At 46.3% G+C, this 20,718-nt stretch carries 23 protein-coding genes; 8 read left to right on the top strand and 15 right to left on the bottom strand.

Annotated elements, in window-relative coordinates; translation table 11 throughout:
* Positions 1–34: 34 nt before the first annotated feature.
* The 5 genes from AR337_RS23240 to hemE form a co-directional block, all read right to left on the bottom strand.
* Positions 35–241 carry a hypothetical protein gene (locus AR337_RS23240; RefSeq protein ID WP_156424421.1) on the bottom strand — a complete coding sequence of 69 codons (207 nt, stop codon included), beginning with the start codon at positions 239–241 and terminating at the stop codon, positions 35–37.
* 9 nt (positions 242–250) lie between these two features.
* Complete coding sequence (locus tag AR337_RS23645; RefSeq protein WP_216637388.1) at positions 251–406, bottom strand: hypothetical protein; 156 nt, start codon at positions 404–406, stop codon at positions 251–253.
* Positions 407–597: 191 nt separating this feature from the next.
* Positions 598–2,016 carry a protoporphyrinogen oxidase gene (gene hemY, locus AR337_RS15575; protein WP_059172936.1) on the bottom strand — a complete coding sequence of 473 codons (1,419 nt, stop codon included), beginning with the start codon at positions 2,014–2,016 and terminating at the stop codon, positions 598–600.
* 27 nt (positions 2,017–2,043) lie between these two features.
* On the bottom strand, positions 2,044–2,982 hold the full coding sequence (gene hemH, locus AR337_RS15570; RefSeq protein ID WP_059172935.1) for a ferrochelatase: 939 nt from the start codon (positions 2,980–2,982) through the stop codon (positions 2,044–2,046).
* A gap of 257 nt (positions 2,983–3,239) precedes the next feature.
* Complete coding sequence (hemE, locus tag AR337_RS15565) at positions 3,240–4,283, bottom strand: uroporphyrinogen decarboxylase (protein ID WP_059172934.1); 1,044 nt, start codon at positions 4,281–4,283, stop codon at positions 3,240–3,242.
* Positions 4,284–4,518: 235 nt separating this feature from the next.
* Between hemE and AR337_RS15560 the strand changes: the two genes are divergently transcribed.
* Together AR337_RS15560 and AR337_RS15555 are read left to right on the top strand one after the other, a co-directional pair.
* Positions 4,519–5,010 (top strand): antibiotic biosynthesis monooxygenase, encoded by a 492-nt coding sequence (locus tag AR337_RS15560; RefSeq protein WP_059172933.1) that lies wholly within the window; start codon positions 4,519–4,521, stop codon positions 5,008–5,010.
* Positions 5,011–5,209: 199 nt separating this feature from the next.
* Complete coding sequence (locus AR337_RS15555) at positions 5,210–6,610, top strand: hypothetical protein (RefSeq protein WP_059172932.1); 1,401 nt, start codon at positions 5,210–5,212, stop codon at positions 6,608–6,610.
* A gap of 155 nt (positions 6,611–6,765) precedes the next feature.
* Here the strand turns inward: AR337_RS15555 and AR337_RS15550 are convergent, their stop codons facing one another.
* The 4 genes from AR337_RS15550 to AR337_RS15535 all read right to left on the bottom strand — a co-directional run bounded on the left by AR337_RS15550 (position 6,766) and on the right by AR337_RS15535 (position 10,242).
* On the bottom strand, positions 6,766–7,419 hold the full coding sequence (locus AR337_RS15550) for a phosphatase PAP2 family protein (RefSeq protein WP_059172931.1): 654 nt from the start codon (positions 7,417–7,419) through the stop codon (positions 6,766–6,768).
* A 14-nt stretch (positions 7,420–7,433) separates the two neighbouring features.
* Positions 7,434–8,168 carry an EcsC family protein gene (locus tag AR337_RS15545; RefSeq protein ID WP_059173290.1) on the bottom strand — a complete coding sequence of 245 codons (735 nt, stop codon included), beginning with the start codon at positions 8,166–8,168 and terminating at the stop codon, positions 7,434–7,436.
* Positions 8,169–8,297: 129 nt separating this feature from the next.
* Positions 8,298–9,509 carry an ABC transporter permease gene (locus AR337_RS15540; protein WP_059172930.1) on the bottom strand — a complete coding sequence of 404 codons (1,212 nt, stop codon included), beginning with the start codon at positions 9,507–9,509 and terminating at the stop codon, positions 8,298–8,300.
* Positions 9,502–10,242 carry an ABC transporter ATP-binding protein gene (locus AR337_RS15535; protein ID WP_059173289.1) on the bottom strand — a complete coding sequence of 247 codons (741 nt, stop codon included), beginning with the start codon at positions 10,240–10,242 and terminating at the stop codon, positions 9,502–9,504. The genes AR337_RS15540 and AR337_RS15535 overlap by 8 nt, the downstream gene beginning before the upstream one ends.
* Positions 10,243–10,870: 628 nt before the next feature.
* Between AR337_RS15535 and AR337_RS15525 the strand changes: the two genes are divergently transcribed.
* Together AR337_RS15525 and AR337_RS15520 are read left to right on the top strand one after the other, a co-directional pair.
* Positions 10,871–11,296, top strand: coding sequence for an HIT family protein (locus AR337_RS15525; RefSeq protein ID WP_059172928.1), 426 nt, complete (start codon positions 10,871–10,873; stop codon positions 11,294–11,296).
* A 151-nt stretch (positions 11,297–11,447) separates the two neighbouring features.
* Positions 11,448–11,993 (top strand): tryptophan transporter, encoded by a 546-nt coding sequence (locus AR337_RS15520; RefSeq protein ID WP_059172927.1) that lies wholly within the window; start codon positions 11,448–11,450, stop codon positions 11,991–11,993.
* 115 nt (positions 11,994–12,108) lie between these two features.
* On the opposite strand, the gene AR337_RS15515 is transcribed toward AR337_RS15520, so the two are convergent.
* Entirely contained in the window at positions 12,109–12,300 is a 192-nt protein-coding gene (locus tag AR337_RS15515) for a hypothetical protein (RefSeq protein WP_059172926.1), read from the bottom strand.
* 177 nt (positions 12,301–12,477) lie between these two features.
* Here AR337_RS15515 and AR337_RS15510 point away from each other — a divergent pair, with 177 nt between their 5' ends.
* Positions 12,478–12,855 (top strand): YtxH domain-containing protein, encoded by a 378-nt coding sequence (locus tag AR337_RS15510; protein WP_059172925.1) that lies wholly within the window; start codon positions 12,478–12,480, stop codon positions 12,853–12,855.
* A gap of 689 nt (positions 12,856–13,544) precedes the next feature.
* A complete protein-coding gene (locus AR337_RS15505; protein ID WP_059172924.1) occupies positions 13,545–14,117 on the top strand; it encodes an HTH-type transcriptional regulator Hpr in 573 nt (190 codons plus the stop codon).
* Here the strand turns inward: AR337_RS15505 and AR337_RS15500 are convergent, their stop codons facing one another.
* Positions 14,118–14,453 carry a DUF1878 family protein gene (locus tag AR337_RS15500; protein ID WP_059173288.1) on the bottom strand — a complete coding sequence of 112 codons (336 nt, stop codon included), beginning with the start codon at positions 14,451–14,453 and terminating at the stop codon, positions 14,118–14,120.
* 171 nt (positions 14,454–14,624) lie between these two features.
* On the opposite strand from AR337_RS15500, the gene AR337_RS15495 reads away from it, so the two are divergent.
* A complete protein-coding gene (locus tag AR337_RS15495) occupies positions 14,625–14,804 on the top strand; it encodes a hypothetical protein (protein ID WP_059172923.1) in 180 nt (59 codons plus the stop codon).
* Between the two features lie 94 nt (positions 14,805–14,898).
* Here AR337_RS15495 and AR337_RS22795 read toward each other — a convergent pair whose 3' ends face one another.
* Positions 14,899–14,988 (bottom strand): YjcZ family sporulation protein, encoded by a 90-nt coding sequence (locus AR337_RS22795; RefSeq protein WP_082687011.1) that lies wholly within the window; start codon positions 14,986–14,988, stop codon positions 14,899–14,901.
* A 233-nt stretch (positions 14,989–15,221) separates the two neighbouring features.
* Here AR337_RS22795 and AR337_RS15490 point away from each other — a divergent pair, with 233 nt between their 5' ends.
* Positions 15,222–16,097, top strand: coding sequence for a peptidylprolyl isomerase (locus tag AR337_RS15490; RefSeq protein ID WP_059172922.1), 876 nt, complete (start codon positions 15,222–15,224; stop codon positions 16,095–16,097).
* 117 nt (positions 16,098–16,214) lie between these two features.
* Here the strand turns inward: AR337_RS15490 and AR337_RS15485 are convergent, their stop codons facing one another.
* The 3 genes from AR337_RS15485 to AR337_RS15475 form a co-directional block, all read right to left on the bottom strand.
* Positions 16,215–16,391: a sporulation YhaL family protein gene (locus AR337_RS15485; RefSeq protein WP_059172921.1), complete on the bottom strand. Its 177-nt coding sequence runs from the start codon at positions 16,389–16,391 to the stop codon at positions 16,215–16,217.
* Positions 16,392–16,730: 339 nt separating this feature from the next.
* Positions 16,731–17,675, bottom strand: a complete 945-nt coding sequence (gene yhaM, locus AR337_RS15480; RefSeq protein WP_059172920.1) for a 3'-5' exoribonuclease YhaM — start codon at positions 17,673–17,675, stop codon at positions 16,731–16,733.
* A 54-nt stretch (positions 17,676–17,729) separates the two neighbouring features.
* Complete coding sequence (locus AR337_RS15475; protein ID WP_059172919.1) at positions 17,730–20,717, bottom strand: AAA family ATPase; 2,988 nt, start codon at positions 20,715–20,717, stop codon at positions 17,730–17,732.
* Between the last annotated feature and the right edge of the window lies 1 nt (position 20,718).

Genomic DNA, 20,718 nt, shown 5'->3' with positions numbered 1-20,718 from the left:
AGCCGCCCACTAAAATGAGGGCGGCTGCAGGATTCTAATTCGCCAAGGTGGCGAATTTTTTCTTATGCATGGCTGTGAAGTATCCCAACGTTCCAAGGACGAACGCGGCCATGAAGCCAAACAATACAAGCATGGAATGGGAGAAGGCGAAGGCCATGAAGCCTGAATAAAATGACCAAATGAACATATTAGTCATTTTGTACGAAAAGTAGTAAACGGCAACCAGAATTACAAGGGGCAATCAAAAATTTCACCACAAGCGAGCCAGTTCCTGAAACTTCGGAGTGATGATAAACAAGGCTTCCCGCTTTCCAAAGCCCTCGACGACCATTTTTGTTAAAAAAACTAGGCATTCCTTAATGAACTCGACATCATTCTGAATGGCGATTGGGGTTGAGTTTTTCAACATAATGAACTGTTCATCGAGAATATCGCCAGCCCTATATAAGTTCGTTCATATACCGCGAAAAAAGCGCATGGAGTATTCCTTCTCGCCGACAGCTGTGAAACAAGAAAATTCGGGGAGTACTAGGCACTGTTCGCATTTTCCTACACCAAAAAACGTGCGGGAGCCACATTCCCGCACGTTCAAAAAAGCTATGATAATTTAAGATATTCCAATACATCGCGGACAGCGGCTTCTCCCTGGTCAATGCAATCGGGAAGGCCGACTCCTTCATAGGAAGCTCCGGCGAGGTAAACGCCCGGTAGTTCCTCCGAAATAAGCCCTCGAAGCGTTTCAAGCCTTTGCCTGTGACCGACTGTATATTGAGGCATCGAGTCCTTCCAGCGGGAGATGACGACAAATTCCGGGCTTTCGGTTATTTCCATCGTTTTGTTCAGGTCTTCAAGAACGATTCTGGCAATTTTATCGTCGGACAGGTCGACAACCGTATCGTCACCGGCCCTTCCCACATAACAGCGAAGCAGAGCCATTCCCTGAGGTGCCGCGTGGGCCCACTTTTTATGCGTCCATGTGCACGCCGTAATCGTGTAGTCGGCATTCCTTGATACGACAAACCCGGTTCCCTCAATATCCTTTTTAATCGCGCTTTCCGGAAACGCCATTGCGACAGTCGCCACGGATGTGGAGGGCATGCCCTTCAATGGGTCAAAGAATGGGTACTCCGAAAAGATCGACTGGGCTACGTGGTGTGGAACGGCGGAAATAACGCAGTCGGCTATAATTGGTTCCCCGTTCAACAGGTTTATTTCATAATAGCCGTCTTCCTTTACGATGTTCCTTACCTTATATCCCTTTAGAACAGAATTCGGGTCGAGCTTGCTCTCAATGGCATCGACAAAGGATTGCAGGCCAGTCCGGAAGGTGAGGAATCCGCCGCCTTTGCTCTTGGCAGGAGTCGCTGGCTGCTTGGCAGCGGCCGGTGTTGTCTTCTTCATGCCAAGAATGAGGCTGCGGTATTTTTGCTCCACCTGATAAAATTGCGGGAACGTCGACATCAGGCTCATTTGGTCGATATCACCTGCATAAATCCCTGATAGAAGCGGCTCAATCAGGTTCTCGACCACCTCATCCCCCAGCCTTCTCCGGAAAAAATGGCCGAGTGGCTGATCTTTTCCGGCAGGAGATTTCGGCAGTATGAAATCGGCTGCCGCCCGCATTTTACCTGGGATTGAAAACAAGCCAGTTGTAATGAATGGGGCAACTTCAGTCGGAATGCCCATGATTGAGCCGCCCGGCATTGGATGGAGCCTTTCATTGACCAGAACATAGGACTTGCCTGTGGAATTGCTGACAAGCTCGTCCGCCATCCCCACTTCAGCCGCAAGCCTGGACATGCTCGTTTTCCTTGCTAAAAAGGAATCCGGGCCGCGTTCAATGATAAATCCATCTTTTACAACAGTTTGCATTTTTCCGCCGAGGCGGTGGGAAGCTTCCACGAGGACCACTTCAACAGGGAGGTTCCTTTCGCGTGCAGCTTTTTGTAGGTAGTAGGCTGAAGAAAGTCCAGCCATCCCTCCTCCTATGATTACGATTCGTTTCTTCCCTTCCACATTTATCGCCTCTTCTTTATTCTTAGTCTATTCGCCTTTCCCGAGTGTTTTCAGGATGACGGTTGCCATGGCGTCGATAAAATCGGCCTGGCTGTTTGGCATTTGCGGACGATAGTACGCCGCGCCGATTTCGTCTGTAACAACCTTGCATTCATAATCATTGTCATAAAGCACTTCAAGATGGTCCGACACAAAGCCGGCAGGCACATACACGAATGCCTTGTACCCATGCTTTTCGTGCAGCTCCCTTGTCAGGTCTTGGACATCAGGCCCAAGCCATGGCTCCGGGGTTTGGCCGGCGCTTTGCCAGCCAACTGCATAATGGTTTATACCCGCCTCGGACGCGATTAAATCAGCCGTTTCCTTCAGCTGGTCCAGATACGGGTCGCCGGATTGGAGGATCCGTTCAGGAAGGCTGTGCGCCGAAACAATGAGCGCCGCCTCTTCCTTTAGTCCAGGAGGCATTTTTTCAAAAACGTCCTTGACCTTTTTGGCCCAGTGGGTAATGAATTTCGGCTCATCGTACCAGCTTTCGACCGACACGACCTTTGGCCCGCCAAGCCTTTCCGCTTCTTCTTTCGCCCTTCCGTTATACGATTTGACGCTAAAGGTTGAAAAATGGGGGGCAAGCACGATGCTGACCGCTTCTTCTATCCCGTCCACATGCATTTGTTTGACGGCATCTTCAATAAATGGTTCGATATGCTTCAAGCCAAGATACATTTTAAATTCGATTTCATCCTGGACTTCATTCAGTCTGTCTTCGAGGCCTTTTGCCTGGTCTTCCGTAATGTGGGAAAGCGGGGAAATCCCGCCAATCGCCTCGTAGCGGCCCCTTAATTCCTCAATCATTTCGTCGGAAGGCTTTCTGCCGTGCCTTATATGGGTATAGTAGCGCTCAAGGTCATCGAGCGTATACGGTGTCCCGTAAGCCATAACCAGAAGGCCTATTTTCTTTTTTGCCATTTCCCACACCTCTTATTGCGTTTATGTATTCTTTCGAAGTTCAACCATAAACGGCAGGGATTTCTCCCTGCCGATGTGAATTTAACCTTGCCGTGCACTACTGTCTCTCTATCAAGATGAATTTATACTAGAAAAGGGACAGATTTTAGGACATTTCACTAGTAGGCTAAACCGCCAATAAAGGAAGCCCCACTTTATTTTGCCAAATAAATGGACTGTATACCACCATTTATACTCCAAACATAGTAAATAATAGTTTAACGGCTTAGTTTGGAAGCGGAATACTCATGGACGAACGCTGTCAGCCTCTTCAGAACTTCAGGATTTACGGATGGGAAAACACCATGGCCAAGATTAAAAATATAGCCAGGCTGCTCCATTCCCTGATCGAGGATAGCCTTTGCCCGTTCCTCTATGAACTCCCACGGTGCAAGAAGGAGAGCCGGATCGAGGTTGCCCTGTACAGGCTTGTTAACCCCCATTGCCCTTGCTTCGCTGATTGGAAGCCTCCAGTCCAGCCCGACGACATCAAGCGGAAGGTCATTCCATTCGACGGCAAGATGGCTTGCACCGACACCGAACATGATTAATGGTACATTTTCTTTCCTTAGTTCAGTAAAAATTCGTTCCATGACCGGTTTAATATAATAGCGGTAGTCCGCAACATTCAAGGCTCCTACCCATGAGTCAAAAATCTGGATTGCTTTCGCCCCCGCCTTAACCTGCGCCTTTACATATGTAATCGTTGTATCGGCCAGTTTGTCCATCAGGGCGAACCATGCTTTAGGCTCGGCATACATGAATGCTTTTGTTTTGTTGTAGTTCTTTGATGGGCCGCCTTCAATCATGTAACTTGCCAGTGTGAACGGCGCGCCGGAAAACCCGATGAGCGGAACCGAAAGCTGCTCTTCTGTCAGGATTTTAATTGTTTCCAATACGTATGGAACATCTTCCTCCGGGTTGAGTTCACCAAGCTTTTCAACATCCGCTACTGATTTGATCGGATTGGAAATGACCGGCCCGATTCCCGCCTGGATGTCCACGTCTACTCCAAGCGCTGGAAGAGGAGTCATAATATCTTTATATAAAATTGCCGCATCGACATTGTATTGTTCAACCGGAAGGCGGGTAACGTACGCACACAATTCAGGCTGGTGGGTAATTTCAAACAGGGAATACTTTTCCTTGATAGCCCTGTATTCTGGCTGGGAACGTCCCGCCTGGCGCATATACCACACTGGGACATGGCCTGTTCTTTCACCCCTTGCTGCCTTTAAGATTGTTTCGTTGATTTGCTTCATCTTAGTTTCCACCTTTCACAACTTCTCATTTACCATTCTAATATACTCACAGTAAAAATAGAAACCTTACACAATTTTATACTGTTTTCACTATATCTGTTAATCTAAAGGGTGTATAGGCACAACGGGCAACTGTCAAAAAAAAGTCGTTTTTGTGTTTGCAGGTCTGTAATAAAAGGAAAAATGAAATGGGATTCATTTGCGGGGGATATAAAAAACAGTTGGAGTTGATTGAATGAATTTGTATATGACCGCTGGAACGTATGATTTTTTGGAAAAGCTTTCCGGAAAGCATTCGGGAGAGAAAATGGTGCTGATGTCGGGAGAGGACGGCGCTTTGCTTATCCATGAAACCGGAGGAAAGACAGTCTTTGCATCACCGAGGAAGTATGAGGTGCTCGAATCGGTCGGCACACTGGGAAACCCGGGCTTGGTCGTGATGAACAACATCCCGGTCACCGATGAAGGCAGGCCCGTTTTCGAATACCGGTTCAAAAACCGCGCCGGAAAAATTGAAAATACACCCGGTTTTCAGGCAATCCGTGTCCTGAGGCCGATCAAGTCAAACACGTATGTCATTTTAACCGCCTGGGACGATGAACTTGCCTTTCAGCGTTGGAAAGATTCAGCCGCCTTCGGAAAGTCACACGGCCAGAATAAACCTGAAGGAGGGCCAAACATCTTCTCCGGCCAGCCTTACATCACCAAGTATACTATATCTGATTAGGAAAGGACGGGGCGGCTGCCTCGTCCTATTGTTTTCGACAATTTTCGGGCGGTGCCAGGCACTGTTCGGTTTTTTCATTTTCACCACCAACACCATTTTTTCCTTTCACCCCTTCCTCCCTTTTTCATATTCTGTATTACATCGGGCATGGGCATTTGGATTGGCCCATTTTTCCGATGAATGAGGGGAGGATTGTTCAATGGTTGCGGAGCTGACGGCTCTACACTGGATTTATGTTGTTTTTATTGGCCTTATCATCGGTTTTATGGTTATGAGGAGGGATACATCGCTTATATGTATCATTGGAATCTTCCTGATTGCCATTACTGCGACTGGTTCATTAAGCGGATCGGTCAGCAGTATTTTCAACAGCTTCATTTACGCCATTACCGAGCTCCTATCCACAATCCTGGTCATCTCAATTATTGTCGCGATGAGTAAAACGCTGACGACGACAGGGATTAACGATGTTATGATCTCGCCATTTTCAAAGTTGATCCGGAACTCTACACTTGCCTACTGGACAATCGGTATTCTGATGATGGTCATTTCGTGGTTTTTCTGGCCTTCACCGGCAGTCGCGCTTCTCGGGGCCGTCCTTTTGCCCGTCGCCCTCAGGGCCGGTCTTCCGGCACTTGGCGTCGCGATGGCGATGAACCTGTTTGGGCATGGAATCGCCCTTTCCGGAGATTTCGTTATCCAGGCCGCGCCGAAGCTGACCGCCGATGCTGCTGGCCTTTCTGTCAATGAAGTGCTAAGCGCGAGCATTCCGCTTGTTTTCATAATGGGAACTGTTACAACGGTAGTTGCATTCTACTTTTTAAAAAGGGATTTAAAAAATGGAAAACTAACATCCTCAACAGGAGTTGTGCCCGGTGGAACGGAACAGCTATCAAAAGCCGGAGCTCCCTTATTATCAATCCGGCAAAAAACAATCTTCGCGATTCTTGTCCCACTTCTCTTCCTTCTGGATGTAGCAGCGATGTTCCTCTTAAACCTTCAGGGCGGGGACGCCACAGCGCTGATTGGCGGTACCTCGATTTTTATTCTTCTTGCCATCACACTCACCGCCCATAAGAATAGAGGGCTTGAAAAGACAACTGCTTACCTGATTGACGGCTTCCAGTTTGGCTTTAAAGTATTCGGCCCCGTCATCCCCATCGCGGCTTTCTTCTATCTGGGCGATGCTGGGTTTGGAAAAATTATTGGTGATTATCTTCCCAAATCGTCACAGGGAATTGTCAATGATTTAGGTATCGCGTTAGCTGGACTTGTTCCGCTTAGCAAGGAAGTCGCCGCCATTACTTTGACGACCGTCGGCGCAATTACCGGCCTCGATGGTTCCGGCTTTTCAGGCATTTCCCTGGCGGGGTCGGTCGCCGCGCTGTTTGCGGTTTCGATTGGTAAAGGCGCTGCCACTTTAACGGCACTGGGGCAAATTGCCGGCATTTGGGTAGGCGGGGGCACCCTCGTTCCTTGGGCGCTCATCCCTGCAGCTGCGATCTGTAATGTGGACCCGTTCGAGCTGGCGAGAAGGAACCTTTTACCCGTTCTTATCGGTCTTGTCGTTACAACCATCGCAGCGATGTTTCTCATATAAATTTGAATGAAGACATTTTTATACACGTCCGCCATTCAAAACTGTCTTTATCGGGGTTATGAAGACACTTTCAGACCCTCCTGCCAACCAAAACTGTCTTCATCACTTAAGAGAAACCATCTGCAAATATAAAAAACAGCCGCACCGGCTGTTTTTTACTTTCTTTCTTTTTCCGTCTTTAAAAAAGGGTAGGCCTCCCGCAGTTTTTCATAAAATATCATGAATAGTACCGACCAAAGGAAACCGAAAGCATAGCCGCCGATAATATCTGATGGATAATGGACGTTCAATATAATTCGGCTGGCTCCAATCAAAAGAACCACCGCTGCCGAAAGAAAAACTATTACCCTCCGCGCGACAGGATTGTCGTATTCCTTTAGCAAAAAGTACGCAATCATTAAGTAAAGGATTGAACTGACCATCGCATGGCCGCTCGGAAAACTAAGGCTCTTAACATGAACCAGTTGCTCAAGCGAAGGCCTTTCCCTTCCAATCAAAACCTTCAAAAACTTGTTCAGCTCATTGCCGAATGCAACCGCAAGCGCGAAAATACCCATCGCGAGATAATCCCTGCGCTTGAACAAAAGCCAAACCAGCATGATCAGCGCTGTTATCCCAACGCCTTTTTTATCGCCAAGATGGGTGATGGCAACAAAGACGGGGTCAAGCGAATCCGGAACAGCGCCAAGCAGCCTCTTAACAACTTGATCTATCAGCAGTTCCCTCCCCTGCATCACTCCAGGCAGAATGAGCAGCAGTACCACAACTGATAAAGCCATGAATAAAAGCCGTATTTTTTTCTTTTCCAAAAAGCCAATCCCCCCTAATAATCAACCCTCGGGGTATAGCCCCCTTCCAGCACCCTTAGCCGATACGCATTCATCGCGGTTTCCCCCAAATGTCCAAGAAGCTTGTTGTTGGCATATGCCCCGACAACAGCGCCTATTCCAGGTACAAGCTGGAGCATTTTTGCAAGGTCGATATAATCCCGGTACTCCTGTTGGAACTCGCGCCAGTCCATGTCGGCGAGCGTCCTTTTCCTCTCTTCCCAGTTCTCAATGACATCCAGCGTTTCAAACCTCGTTGCATCACTTGAAAATGCCAATTGGAACACATGGAGGATGAAAAGCCTTTCTTCATATTCCTCTGTATTAAAACCGTAAACAGATGCAATTTCAAACAAAAATTTCATTTTTATTGTCAGCAGCAAGGGAAAATCGGCCAGCCCAAGAAAAATACCTCCAGCTCCCGTTCCGGCCCCTTCAATCATCGCGGTCTTTTGGAACATATTTGTTTTTTTCCTAGCTTCCTCATCCATTGTCTGGAGGGTTGGCCTTGGTTCAACCGGTTTTTTCGTTGTTATATTCGATCCAGCCAGTGTCGCCTTGACCATTCCCTTAATTGCTTCCGTCAAAGTTTGATGCACTTTCTCTGGAATAAGCCCGTTGATTTTCGTTTGCGCCTTTTTTGAAAACCGGTTGAACATACCCGATCGGGCCGATAACTTCCGCTTCCAGTCAACAACTTCCTCATATACCTTTACTTCATACTCGTTCATCATCTGGGACAACCTCTTTTCTCACGGAAGTCAATTGTCGTTTTTTCTTCACGCAGCTGTTTTACGAAACTAAACTCACATCAGTTTCAATAATTTATTTCAAAAAAATCCCTTCCGTCTGGAAAGGGATCAATTTTTCAGTTTCCGTATGCTGTAATACCGGACAAAAACGAACGTGAACAGGGCACCTGCAGCAAGCGCTCCAAGCGCTGGGCCTAATTCCCCCCTGAACGCGATAGCGGAGGCAAAAACAACTGCCTGGACGGCCATCACCAATCCCAGCAAGTGCTGGAACGCCGCTTTTTTGGCGCCATCAGGAATAGGGTAGATATTTTCCCATAAAGTGTTTCCATGATGCGAAGCAAGCGGCATAAGCTGAAACCCGGTCAAATAAAGGAATAGCAAGGCGAAAAACAGCTGCCCAGGCCAATACGAAATGAGCACGATGCCAACTGCTCCAATGGCAGCGAGCCTCACGGAAAGGCCAAGGTAATCACCAGAACGCAAAAATGTCCTAGAAAGCAAGTAAAGGGAGGCATGGCTTCCGCCAAACTGGATTTTCGCGACCAGAAAATCGAGCCAGCGACGCCTTTTCACATTTTCCTTCAAATGTGGGACATCCGTGAACATGTTTGCCAGCCTATAGAATGCCATCATCCGCCGTTCTTCCCCCGCGATGAGAGCTTCCCATTTCAAACCTTTCCCTCTTGCGGCTGAAAGGCAATAGCCCAGATAAGCAAACAGTATTCCGACAAACGGAACTAGAATCAGAAGGCCATTCCAGCTAAAAAGAAAATAGCTGAAAGCGGCATTAACAATAAACCGGATGATTTTATCACCAGAAGTTTTTGAAAAATCGCCCAAAAACGCAACCTTCCACTCCACGGCGATGTTCCAGGCCTTCAAAGCCAGCAGGATCAGCAGAATCGGCAAAAAATTCCCGAATCCAGCTTCTGTCGTCCTGGCAAGCAAAGGCATGAACAGCGCAAGGAGCATCAAAAGAAAATACCCCTGCAATCCCCCGCTGGCAACAGCTGAACGGAGAAAATAGCCCTGAAGCCTGTCTTCAACCGGCAGAAGGAATACTTTATCGGGTTCTTTCAGGAAATTATAGACAGGGCTGAACGTGAGTGCCGCACCCAAAACAATTCCCATGATGATTTCCGTAGGAAAACTTGAATCGACTGTTTTCAGCCAGCCCTGGTAATAATACGCTGCTGTCCCCATTAGGAAAAAAAGCACAATGACCAGGTGGCCGTTAAAGATATATTTCAGGTACCGGCCTAGTTCCTTCATCGTTTTGCCGGCCCGTTCCCTCCACAGCTTATTCCCTTCAAACATGGCTTTCTTCCTTTGTCAGCTGGATATAGATGTCATCAAGGGTCGCACCCGGCATGGAAAATTCATGCCTCAGCTCTTCAAGCGTCCCTTTTGCCCGAATCCTTCCTTCATGGAGAATGACAAACTTATCGCAATACCGTTCAGCGGTTGCCAGGATATGCGTCGACATCAGGATACCGGCTCCATTCTGTTTCATTTTGTTCATCAAATCCAAAAGCGACTGAATGCCCAATGGATCAAGGCCCACAAACGGCTCGTCCACGATATAGAGGGACGGCTGGACAAGGAATGCGCAAAGGATCATTGCCTTTTGCTTCATCCCCTTCGAAAAATGGGCCGGAAACCATTTGAACCTTTTCTCCATCCTGAACTCCTTCAAAAGGAGCGGCATCCGTTCCTTAAACTGAGCCCGGTCAAGCCCATACGCCATTGCGGTCAATTCAAGATGTTCCTCAAGGGTCAATTCCTCATAAAGGATTGGTGTCTCGGGGATGAAGGTAAATTGCTTCCGGTACGCTTCTTTATTTTCCTTAAAAGACTTGCCGTTTATCCTGATTTCACCTTTTTGCGGCTCCATCAGGCCGATGATATGCTTAATGGTCGTACTTTTCCCAGCTCCGTTCAGGCCAATCAGCCCAACGAGCTCCCCTGCACCGACTTCGAAGGTGACATCCTTCAATACAGGATTTTTTGTATAGCCGCCTGTAAGTCCGTCAATTGATAATAAAGACATAGTAAACGCCCTTCCTCGCTTAATACCTTCTATTTTAGCAAAAATTCCCCTCCTTGCGAAATTTGGGAACACACCTGGACTTTTGGAAGGCGATTCCATTTATAATCCACCGGCTTTGAGGCCATTCTAATTATGAAGGGGAACAAGCTTACAGCCAGATTGAAGAGGGGTGTCTGTCAAAGACAGTTTCGATTCAAAATTAGCTGCTTCCACAACGTTCATACCGAGGGGATGGTTGTCTTGCACAGGCCTTTTGTCTAGCCGGCACCGGACTGCCTGACTCGCAGGCGGCATTTTAAAAAAATGAGGTGTTTGCCAAAGAACATCAAACAGCCTTATATGTTGAAGCCAACTTATAAGAGTTTGGAGATGGTTATCTTGGACGAATCCGTTTAAGCCTGTACATTTCATTGCCAAATGAGGTGTTTGTCAAAGAAACTTCCTGATTGGACGAAAAACAAGAAGATTTCCCCTTCATCAGGGCGGGATTCCAAGCGGATCCTGCCCTTTTTTGATAAATCAGCTTATCACTAAATGATTCTGTTCATTCCACTGCGGGCAGCCTTAGTGGTTTTTCCGCATGCGATTTTATGCTAAAATAGGGCAAACATTGAAGGGTGTGGTAAGGATGGAAAACTGCATTTTTTGCAAAATTATCAAAGGTGATATCCCATCGGCAAAGGTTTACGAAGATGAACATGTTTTTGCCTTTCTTGATCTCAGCCAGGTGACTAAGGGTCATACCCTTGTCATTCCAAAGATACATAAAGAGAACATATATGAACTCACTCCAGAGATTGCCGCGAATCTTTACAAAGCCGTTCCAACAATCGCCAAGGCGCTAAAGCAAGAATTTTCCCCAATCGGCCTGAACACTTTAAATAACAACGGAGAAAAAGCAGGCCAGTCCGTTTTCCACTTCCACCTCCACCTGATTCCAAGATACGGGCAGGGTGATGGATTTGGGGCTGTATGGAAAACGAACGAGAGCAGCTATACCGGTGAAGATTTAGGGGCAATGGCTAAAGCAATCGGTTCCCATATCAGCAATTAATTAGGCATTTCCTGATTTTTTGAAAATTGACACTTTATATGTCCGGTTAACCTGTGCTATAATGACAACAAGTTTTTCGCTGCAGGCAACGAGTGCACTGCAGGAGGAACCAAAACCAAATTAGCTTAGTTAAGCAGAGGAGAGATGAGAAATGAATACGAAAAATCTTGTGGTACTATCCCTATTGATTGGGATTGGTGCAGTCCTGCACGCCGTCATCCCGGGAATCGGAAACGGTATGAAGCCTGACATGATGCTGACAATGATGTTCCTCGGAATTATGCTTTTCCCGGACAAGAAGAATGTCCTCCTGGTCGGAATTGTGACTGGCGTATTGTCTGGTTTAACAACCACGTTCCCTGGCGGATTATTCCCTAACATCATAGACAAATTTGTAACGGCATTCGTCTTTTACCTGATGTTCCTTGCTCTTAAGAAGTTTAGCCAAAAATTGGCCGTCTTAGGTGCTTTGACCGCAGTCGGAACCATTATTTCCGGATCCGTATTCCTTGGCTCCGCCCAATTTCTTGCGGGCCTTCCAGGATCAATGACTTTTGGCGCTCTGTTTGTCGGTATTGTCATCCCTACAATGGTGCTCAACACTGTTATCATGGTAATTGTTTATCCAATTGTTCAATCGATTATAAAAAGAACCGGTTTTGCACCAGCAAAGCCAGCCTTCCAGGAACAGAAATAAGATTATTCAAAGAGCCCGTGCAATAAGCCGGGTTCTTTTTTATTGCTGCCGAAAGTTACCTCTCTAAAAACTTTTGTTTTTTTTTACCACTTTCACCCATTTCCAATTCCCTCCATTATGCCAAAAAAATAATCAGCAAACCAAAAAGAAGAAATAGAACCATTCCTGCCACTAAGGCGATTGCCCTGTCCTTTAGTAGCTGTTTCGGGGGATACACTCCGGGCCTGTTGAACAACGCCAGATTATAAATGGCTGCCACCGCCAACAATGCGCCAGCTAAAAAGAAAAGAAATGCCGCAGCCTTCATTCTTAATCCTCCTTTGGCTTTTTGCCTAGCAGAGTTGCCATCCAAGCGCTTACAGGCAGCCCGGAGGTTTATCATTCAAATTTTGTGCTATTAAAGATTATGGCTGAATTTGTCAAGCTATTCTTAAATTGGGTAAAATATAGAAAAGCAATTTTATTTAGAGAGGTGTTGTAAAAGATGGGAGCAAAGAAATTCCTGTATGGATTCCTATTGGGAAGCGCAGCCGCTGGGTTGGCGACACTCTTTACCGCCCCGCAGCCGGGCAGGGAGACAAGAGAAGCAATTAAAACGAATAAGGATTTATTTATCAGCCAATTGAAGGATTTGAAGAAAAGCATAACGGATGTGAAGGAAGCCTCGGCCCATGCAACCAAGGAAGGCCGTGTCCACGTTTCACATTTCATTCAGGAAGTGAATACAGCAATTGGGAAATGGAAGGCTGAAACTCTTCCCCAGCAAATTGAAATACAAAAAGAATTAGGTGAAATTGAAGCCGCCATCAGCCAGTTGGAAACTGAATTGGCGATCCAGGCACCTGATAAAAGCGCCAATTAGGAACAAAATGTGCAAGCACCTTCGCGACAGGCAAAGAACGCCTGTCCCTGCGATGATTAATCTAAGGAGCTTTCCTTAGTGGTCAGCCCCGACCAGATTAAGACGGGGCCCGCAGGACACTGAATGGCATCCCTGAATTCGCCCACGCACGAAGGAAATGCGAGCACAAAGGAAGGCTTCAGCGAACTTACATCGCACGAAATTATGCGGTAGCATAATTGAGGATTTCCGAGGACTGGCCTGCCCTCCGGAGGGAACCGGCTTAAGACCTCGAGGGGCTAGGCGCTCCTCGAAAAAGCTAACGCTTTTTCTTCGTGCGAGGCTTATACTTCCGAAGCTTATTCTGGTGGAGCTGGATTACAATAACTTATTTCGAGTTATCCTCAATTTTCTGTTTTAAAAATTCCTAGACAGCCAAAAAGGCCTTCTTCTGCCTTATGCAGAGGAAGGTTTTTTAGAAAAAAATAGCTTTTTTCCGGAAAAATTTATCAATTTCTAAAAATTTAGTAAATTTATATCTTTATTAATTTTTATTTTATTGGCATAATGTTAATATATAAAATAAGAATACAATTCTGACAATGCGCATCATCCCTTCCCTAGATTTGACTTAATGGCTTTAAAGACAGTCGCCCATGGTTTCATCCGGGAGCCTTGTCAACCACATTATTTAAGAGGTGAGAAAAGAGATGGCTGAAAAACAATATAGCATGAAAGAAGCAATGCTCTTTAGCCAACGGATTGCCCAACTAAGCAAGGCTCTGTGGAAATCAGTTGAGAAAGACTGGCAGCAATGGATTAAGCCCTACGACCTCAATATTAATGAACACCATATTTTATGGATTGCGTACCATCTAAACGGGGCATCGATTTCTGATGTAGCAAAATTCGGGGTCATGCATGTTTCCACAGCGTTCAATTTCTCAAAGAAACTTGAGGAAAGAGGGTTGCTCCAATTTTCAAAAAAGGAAAATGATAAGCGGAATACATATATCCAATTGACTGAGGCCGGGGAATCCATTTTGCTCGAATTGATGGAGTCTTATGATCCTGGCAGCAATTCCGTCTTTTCCGGAGCGATGCCGCTTAGGGAACTTTACGGCAAATTCCCGGACATCATCGAAATGATGGCCATTGTCCGCAATATTTACGGGGATGATTTCATGGAGATTTTTGAAAAGTCGTTCCACAACCTCGAATGTGAATTCGTCGAAGAAGATGGCAAGCTTCGAAAAATCCGGAATTCCAAGGAAGTCGTCTGATTACACGAACTTATTAAATTCTTTCATAAGCGAAATAAACATCTTTTGGCTTAAACATGCTTGAACAATCTCACCGGGATTTAGCTTCGGTGATAGAGATACTGAAAACTCCTGAAAAAGCGGATGAAAATTTAAAAAACCTTCCGCTTTTTGTTCTTCCATAAGTTTGTTCATTTTCTCACACAAGGTATAGATCTCATCCGTCTCCCTTTGAGTGAGATTGTTTGCGACGATCATTTTTGTAAATTGATAGTCGGTGCTTTCAAGCGCATCAGCCATCAGCCTCATGTGATACTCCAATGTCCGAATCCTTTCAACCAATTCTTTTGAATCCATTTCATGCCCTCTCTTCTCTTCCATCTCCCCTTCTATTATTCACCTTTTTCCGTTTGGGGTAAACAATTAAATAGCAGATGACAGCAGGAGCCAGCTGGAATTTCTAACTTTCCTTTTTAATTATTATTTGGTATTGTAAATTAGCATGATAAAAGCAAGGGGGGAGTCCTGATGAACTTTTTTTACATGATTTTTGCATTTTTCATTCTATATACCATTAATAGATTGACAACCTCCCTTTGTATCCAAAAGGAAATTCCTGAAGAAAACCAGCAAAGGGTTTTTAGAACGATCAATATATTGGTGACAATTCTGTTGATTTCTTCTTATGTAGAAGTTCTGTTTACATGAGGTTCTCCTGAACAATTCCATTTTTCCACAATAATCCTGATGGCTAGAAAAACAAATGGAACATGGGGCTATCCGGCCTCCATGTCCCTCTTGTTTACAGCCAGGCAGCCCCTACAATAACTAATAAGATGAAAAGCACGACGATTAATGCAAAGCCTCCACCGAAACCGAAACCTCCACTCATTTACAGCACCTCCTTCAAGGAAAGCTACCTTATACTATGCCTATCCCCCACTTTCGAGATGGGCTTTAGTCCTTAGTTCATTCTTTATTTCCATAACTCCCTTCCCCTCAATAAATTTACAGGAATGCACTTACTATCACCCTATACATTTTGGCACTCATGGCCATTTATGTTATAGTATTGGATGTGGGTTAAAAACCTGCTAGAAATTTACTTTTTAGGAGAGATACATCATGAAAAAATGGATGCTTGCCCTTGCTCTCACTGGCGGGGTTATGACCCTTGCTGCTTGCAATAATGCAGCTAATGGAAACAGCGGAGAAACTGTTGCCGAAACGAAAGCCGGCAATATTACAAAAGATGATATGTATAATCTAATGAAGGACAAGGCTGGCAAGCCGGCGCTCCAGCAGCTTGTTTATGAAAAAGTACTCTCAGACAAATATAAAGTTACAGATGAAGAAGTAAACAAAAAGATTGACGAGTTAAAAAAGGAGCTTGGCTCGAATTTCGAAGCAGCAATTGCGCAATACGGCTATAATAGCGAAGAAGACCTGAAAGAAACATTCAGGATCGGCCTTCTCCAGGAAAAAGCGGCCCTCAAGGACGTAAAAGTGACTGAGAAGGAAATGAAAGATTATTACGATAACTATAAGCCTGAAATCAAGGCGCGCCACATCCTGGTAAAGGACGAAGCAACCGCTAAGACTGTGAAAGAAAAGCTTGATAAAGGCGGAAAATTTGAAGATTTGGCAAAGGAATACTCAACTGACACCGGTTCAGCTGCTCAAGGCGGCGACCTTGGCTGGTTCAGGCCTGGCACCGGCAAAATGGTGGAAGAATTCGATGTTGCGGCTGCTAAGCTGAAAAAGGGTGAAACCAGCGAACCGGTTAAATCCGAATTTGGCTACCACATCATCCAGGTAACCGACATTAAGGAAAAGAAATCATACGAAGACATGAAAAAAGATATCGAATATGAAGTCAAATCCGCGAAAGTTACTCCGGAAATGATTAATGAAGCCATGCAGCGTGAATTGAAGGATGCCAATGTAAAAGTCAAGGATAAAGACTTGAAAAACACCTTCGAAACAAGCGAGCAACAATAATCCTCAAGCGGATTGCCGACAAGACCCATTTTAAAAAACCTGTGCAGAAATCACTGCGCAGGTTTTTATTTTGGTTTTATATTTTCCGAAGTACGCTCTTGCCTCGACTGTACTTTTCTATCCTGTAAGTCCCCTTCGCTCTTTTTCTAGTTCCAAGCGCTTCATATAGATTTCGCCTTCTCTTTCGATTGTTTCGTGTTCAATCTTGCGTTCTTCTTTGCCGGTTTTAACTGCCATTCCGGCGCTTACAGCGATGCCGGCAAGTATTGCATAAATCCAGAGAGGTATAGTCATGTACGCTGCTCCTTTCCCTGTTATGGTTGTCCGCTACTGTATTCATATTTCAGGCTGAGGTGGAATATTCCCACAAGGGAAGAAAAAACGCAGCAAAAATAACCCGACTGCCTATCAACCGTGGTTGTTGGATTTAGGTAGGTAGGATAATGTAATCTTTTAAAATGGTGCACCGCTCCTATTAATTTTGGATTTAAGCGACACCTTTTCCGCTTTGGGTAAATCTTTGTCGCTCATCCGGGTTTTCTTGACATCACACCCGGATTATAGCGATTACTTCGCCACGCATCCCGGCTAGTTTTCCAAACGGCTAAACAAAAAAAGCCCGTTTCCAGGCTTTTATTTGTGAAAAACAGGCTTATAGAACGAGCGGTTATCAAGTGCATACACCCGTTCCGAAAACTCACCGGGCTTTACGCGTTCAAGCGCACCGTCAAGCATATTCATTTTCGCATCCAGGTTGTCAATATAATGGAGAATTTCTGCTTCCTTGATCAACGGCGGTTTAGGGCTGCCCCACTCCGCTTTGCCGTGATGGGATAGAACCATATGCTGCAGGATCAGCACTTCCTCCCCTGCAATACCAAGCTCATCCGCCGCCTTCCCGATTTCATTGACCATAATGGTAATATGGCCCAGTAAATTCCCCTCGACTGTATACGCAGCCGAAATTGCCCCTGAAAGTTCGAGCACCTTTCCCATATCATGGAGTATAATGCCCGCATACAGCAAATCCCGGTCAAGGCTTGGATACAGGTTCGAAATCACCTTGGCGAGATCCAGCATGCTGACGACATGGTAGGCGAGTCCCGAAACGAACTCGTGGTGGTTCTTTGTCGCCGCTGGGAATTCCATGAATGCATTCTGATGCTTTTTAAGCAAGTGGCGGGTAATCCGCTGGATGTTCGGGTTCTTCATTTCAAAAATGTACTGAGTCAGCTTTCCGGCCATTTCTTCCCGGCTTAACGGAGCTGTTTCCAGAAAATCATCCAGCTTGACCGCATCATGCGGACCTGCCGGGCGGATTTGCCGAATCTTCAGCTGATTCTTCCCTCTATAATTCTGAATTTCCCCGGCAACTCTCACGATGCTTTGCGCGCTGTAATTCCTCTCTTCATCCTCCCCGGCATCCCAAAGCTTTGCTTCAATCTCTCCGCTTTTGTCCTGAAGGATCAGGGTCAGGAACGGTTTCCCATTGCTGGCTATCCCTTTTACCGAGCTTTTTATCAGCAAAAATTGTTCTACCTGTTCCCCTGTCTCGTGTTCTAGTATTTTTTTTCCCATTTTCACAGTCGCTCCTTCCCGTTATCACCACTATAACATATAGCCAAAGGCCCTTTATCCCTGAATATTTGCATGGCTTTTATCAAGATGATGGACTTGCCCTTCACCGAAGTGCCTAAGAAGATGGGAATGGCAGGTGAAAAACAGTACCTGCCGGCCATCAAGGCCTTTCAGAAGCTCTATCATTCTCGCGGTCCGCTCCCCGTCAAAATTAACAAAACTATCATCTATTATTAAGGGGAATGAAAATTTCTCATAAATCGTCTCGGCAAGCGCAAGCCGCAGTGATACATACACTTGCTCGGTTGTCGCCTGGCTAAGCTCGTTGGCCTCGAATCGTGTATTGTCCGCCCGCTCTATTAAAAAGCCGGTCCCGGCAGGCGCCAGGAATAGTCTGCGATATCTCCCGCCGGTAAGGGAGCCAAGATATACTCCCGCCTGTTTCAGCAGCCTTGGCAAATGGTATTCCCTGAACCGGCCGGTAGTCCTTTGCAAAAGTTCGCCAGCTACCTTATAAACGGCCCATTCCTTCGCTTCCTCTTCAAATTCCGATTTTGCCAGCCTGAAAGAATGGAGCAGTTCTGAATAGGTACCGCCTTCTTCTATCGCCTGAACCTCATAGCGTACCTCGGCCAGCCTCTGCTGAAGCCTGTTGATTTCCTGTTTCGCATACTCAATTTTTTCATTTAGCTCCTGTATCAGCCCGGAGGCATTCCGAATAGGCAGTAGCTCCTCAACCTCATCTTTTCCAAGAATTGAAAATGAAAGTTCAGTGCGCAATTCGTTCAGCCTTGCCTGCTTCTCTTCCAGCTTCATTGCCAGTTTGGCGGCGGCGTGGTAGTCTTCTTCGTTATCCACCCCCGCTTGTGCAAACAGGTCCTGTATGGCCTGTTGATGTATTGAATGCTCTTTTTCAAGCTTTGCCAAATCAACTTCCATTTCCTCGAGCTTCAGAGCCTTTTCCTTAAGCAGAATGGCCTTCTTTTTCTCCTCTTCAAGGGACATCTTGGCGGTATGCGCAACAAGGTGGATATCTTTTCCCCCTATTTCCGGAAAATGCCGTCCAAGCCTTTCAGCCCTCGCTTCTATTTCTGATTCCCCCTCCTTCAATAACAGTATTTTCCCTTCAACCCGTTTCTTTTCAAGGATGGCGGTTTTACATTCTTCAACAATCTTAAATGCCTCGGCCGGCATATGCTTTCCAATCGAACTGCTGATTTTCAGTTCCCTGCAAAGCAGGTCCACCTGTTCCCGGAGCAATGCTTCTTCTTTTTCCAAATGGTCAAACCGCGCTAGGACTTTTTCATATTGGGCAGTCTGCTGCTCAAGGCGCGCCATCAGGCTGTTCACCTTTAGCCTCTTCACGTCATCCTGCTCGAGCTGCAATGCCGCTGCTTCCGCATGCCCCGACCTTGTTGAAAGAAGCTCCTCTTCAAGCTGTTTTGCCTTCGCCTTCTGCCGATCAATTTCCGCTGACGGCTTGCCGGACTTGATGGAAAAAATCCCTTTTCTAAATGCGAAAGCTGCAATGCAGGCAAAAATGATTCCTACTCCAAGCAGCAGCCAGTCATTAGCCATGAATCCATAGAGAGCGAGGACAAGCACTCCGATTGTTATTCCCATTCCTGACATCCGGGACCTTTTCTTATAGGCTTCTTCCCTTTTCGCAGCCTCTTCGAGAAGCACAATCCTTTCCTTGCATGCCTCTAGTTCCCCGCGGATAGCATTCTCGTTTCCTGCCGCGGCAAGCTTTTCATAATGGCTTCTTTTATCCTGGGGCAAAATCTGCGCCCTTGCATTCTTCAATTCCTTTTCAACTTGTTCAAGCCCAGCCTTTTCTTCTTGAAAATCAGCCTCAAGCTGAATCTTTAACGCTGCTGCCCTTTTTCGGCGTTCATCCGCCTTTTCCGCCTGCTGCTTCACATAGATATCCGTATTGATTGAAGCAATTTCCCCCTCATCAATTGCAAGGTGCAGTTTTCCTTTTGCCATTTCGATGCGTTCCTCAAGCTGGGAAAGCCTTTCATCGAGCTGGGCGCATTCCTTTCTTGACTGCTCATAGGCAGGGATCAGCTCGGAAACCGCACCCGCTTCTGCCTCATTTTCCAGCAGGCCATTATGGAGGACTATGGAATCAACTTCTTTTTGGAGCAGTTCCTTTCGCTCTTTAATGCCTTCAATTTGCAGCGAGTAGGGAGTCAGCATTTGTTTACTTGCTTCGAGCCTTTCGATTCCTCGTGCCGGAAATCTTCCTTCCTCGGCCCGGCTAAGCTCATAGGCCAGCGCGGCCTCCTCACGGGCAATTCCCTCGATCCGTTCCCATTCCTTCAGCTTTTCAGCTTTCCGAACAAGAACAGGAATCTCTTCCCCAGTCGACCGGATTTCTTCCAAGACTGTATCCCGTTCCTTGATAAGCTCACCGTACCGGGCATTTTTCTCTGCCGCTTTGCCAAGCTCCGTTTCAAGCGCGCGAAGGCTTGCCAGCTTAGCGTTAAGAGCCGGTTTTTTGCCGGAAGGCTTGAACCGTAATTCGAGTTCCCTCTGCAATTCGATTTCCGTCCTGGCCAGCCTGTCTGTCCCAAGCGTTCCCGCGGAAAATAAAAACCGGCCGATATCCTCATTTTTCATTTGATGGACATTTTGTAGCCCATGGAGGTTGAAAGAAAAAACGGCCTGAAACATACTCTTTTCAAAATTACCCAGCAAGAGCTTTAAAAGTTCTTCCCCGCCGGAGGTACCATCCTCCAGAAGGACGGTGACATCCCCTGCCGCCTTCCCTTTAACCCTTTCTATGACCGCAAGGCCAAATTCAGGATGGCGCAAAGAAAGTTTCCCGCCGTACCGGCCTCCCCCCTTGGGTTCATAGCGAAGCTCCTGCTGCTGCTTCGTTGGAAATCCAAAAAGGATGCCGTGGATAAAAGCCATGATTGTGGACTTTCCCGCCTCATTTTCCCCGTAAAACACCTGAAAGTCCCCAAGGCCTGAAATAATCCTGTTTTCAAGCTTTCCATATCCATAGATGTGCAATTCTTCAAATTTCATC

The organism is Bacillus sp. FJAT-27445, assembly GCF_001510665.1.
GTDB lineage: Bacteria > Bacillota > Bacilli > Bacillales > Cytobacillaceae > Bacillus_D.
This window is presented reverse-complemented; position numbering and strand designations above follow the sequence as displayed.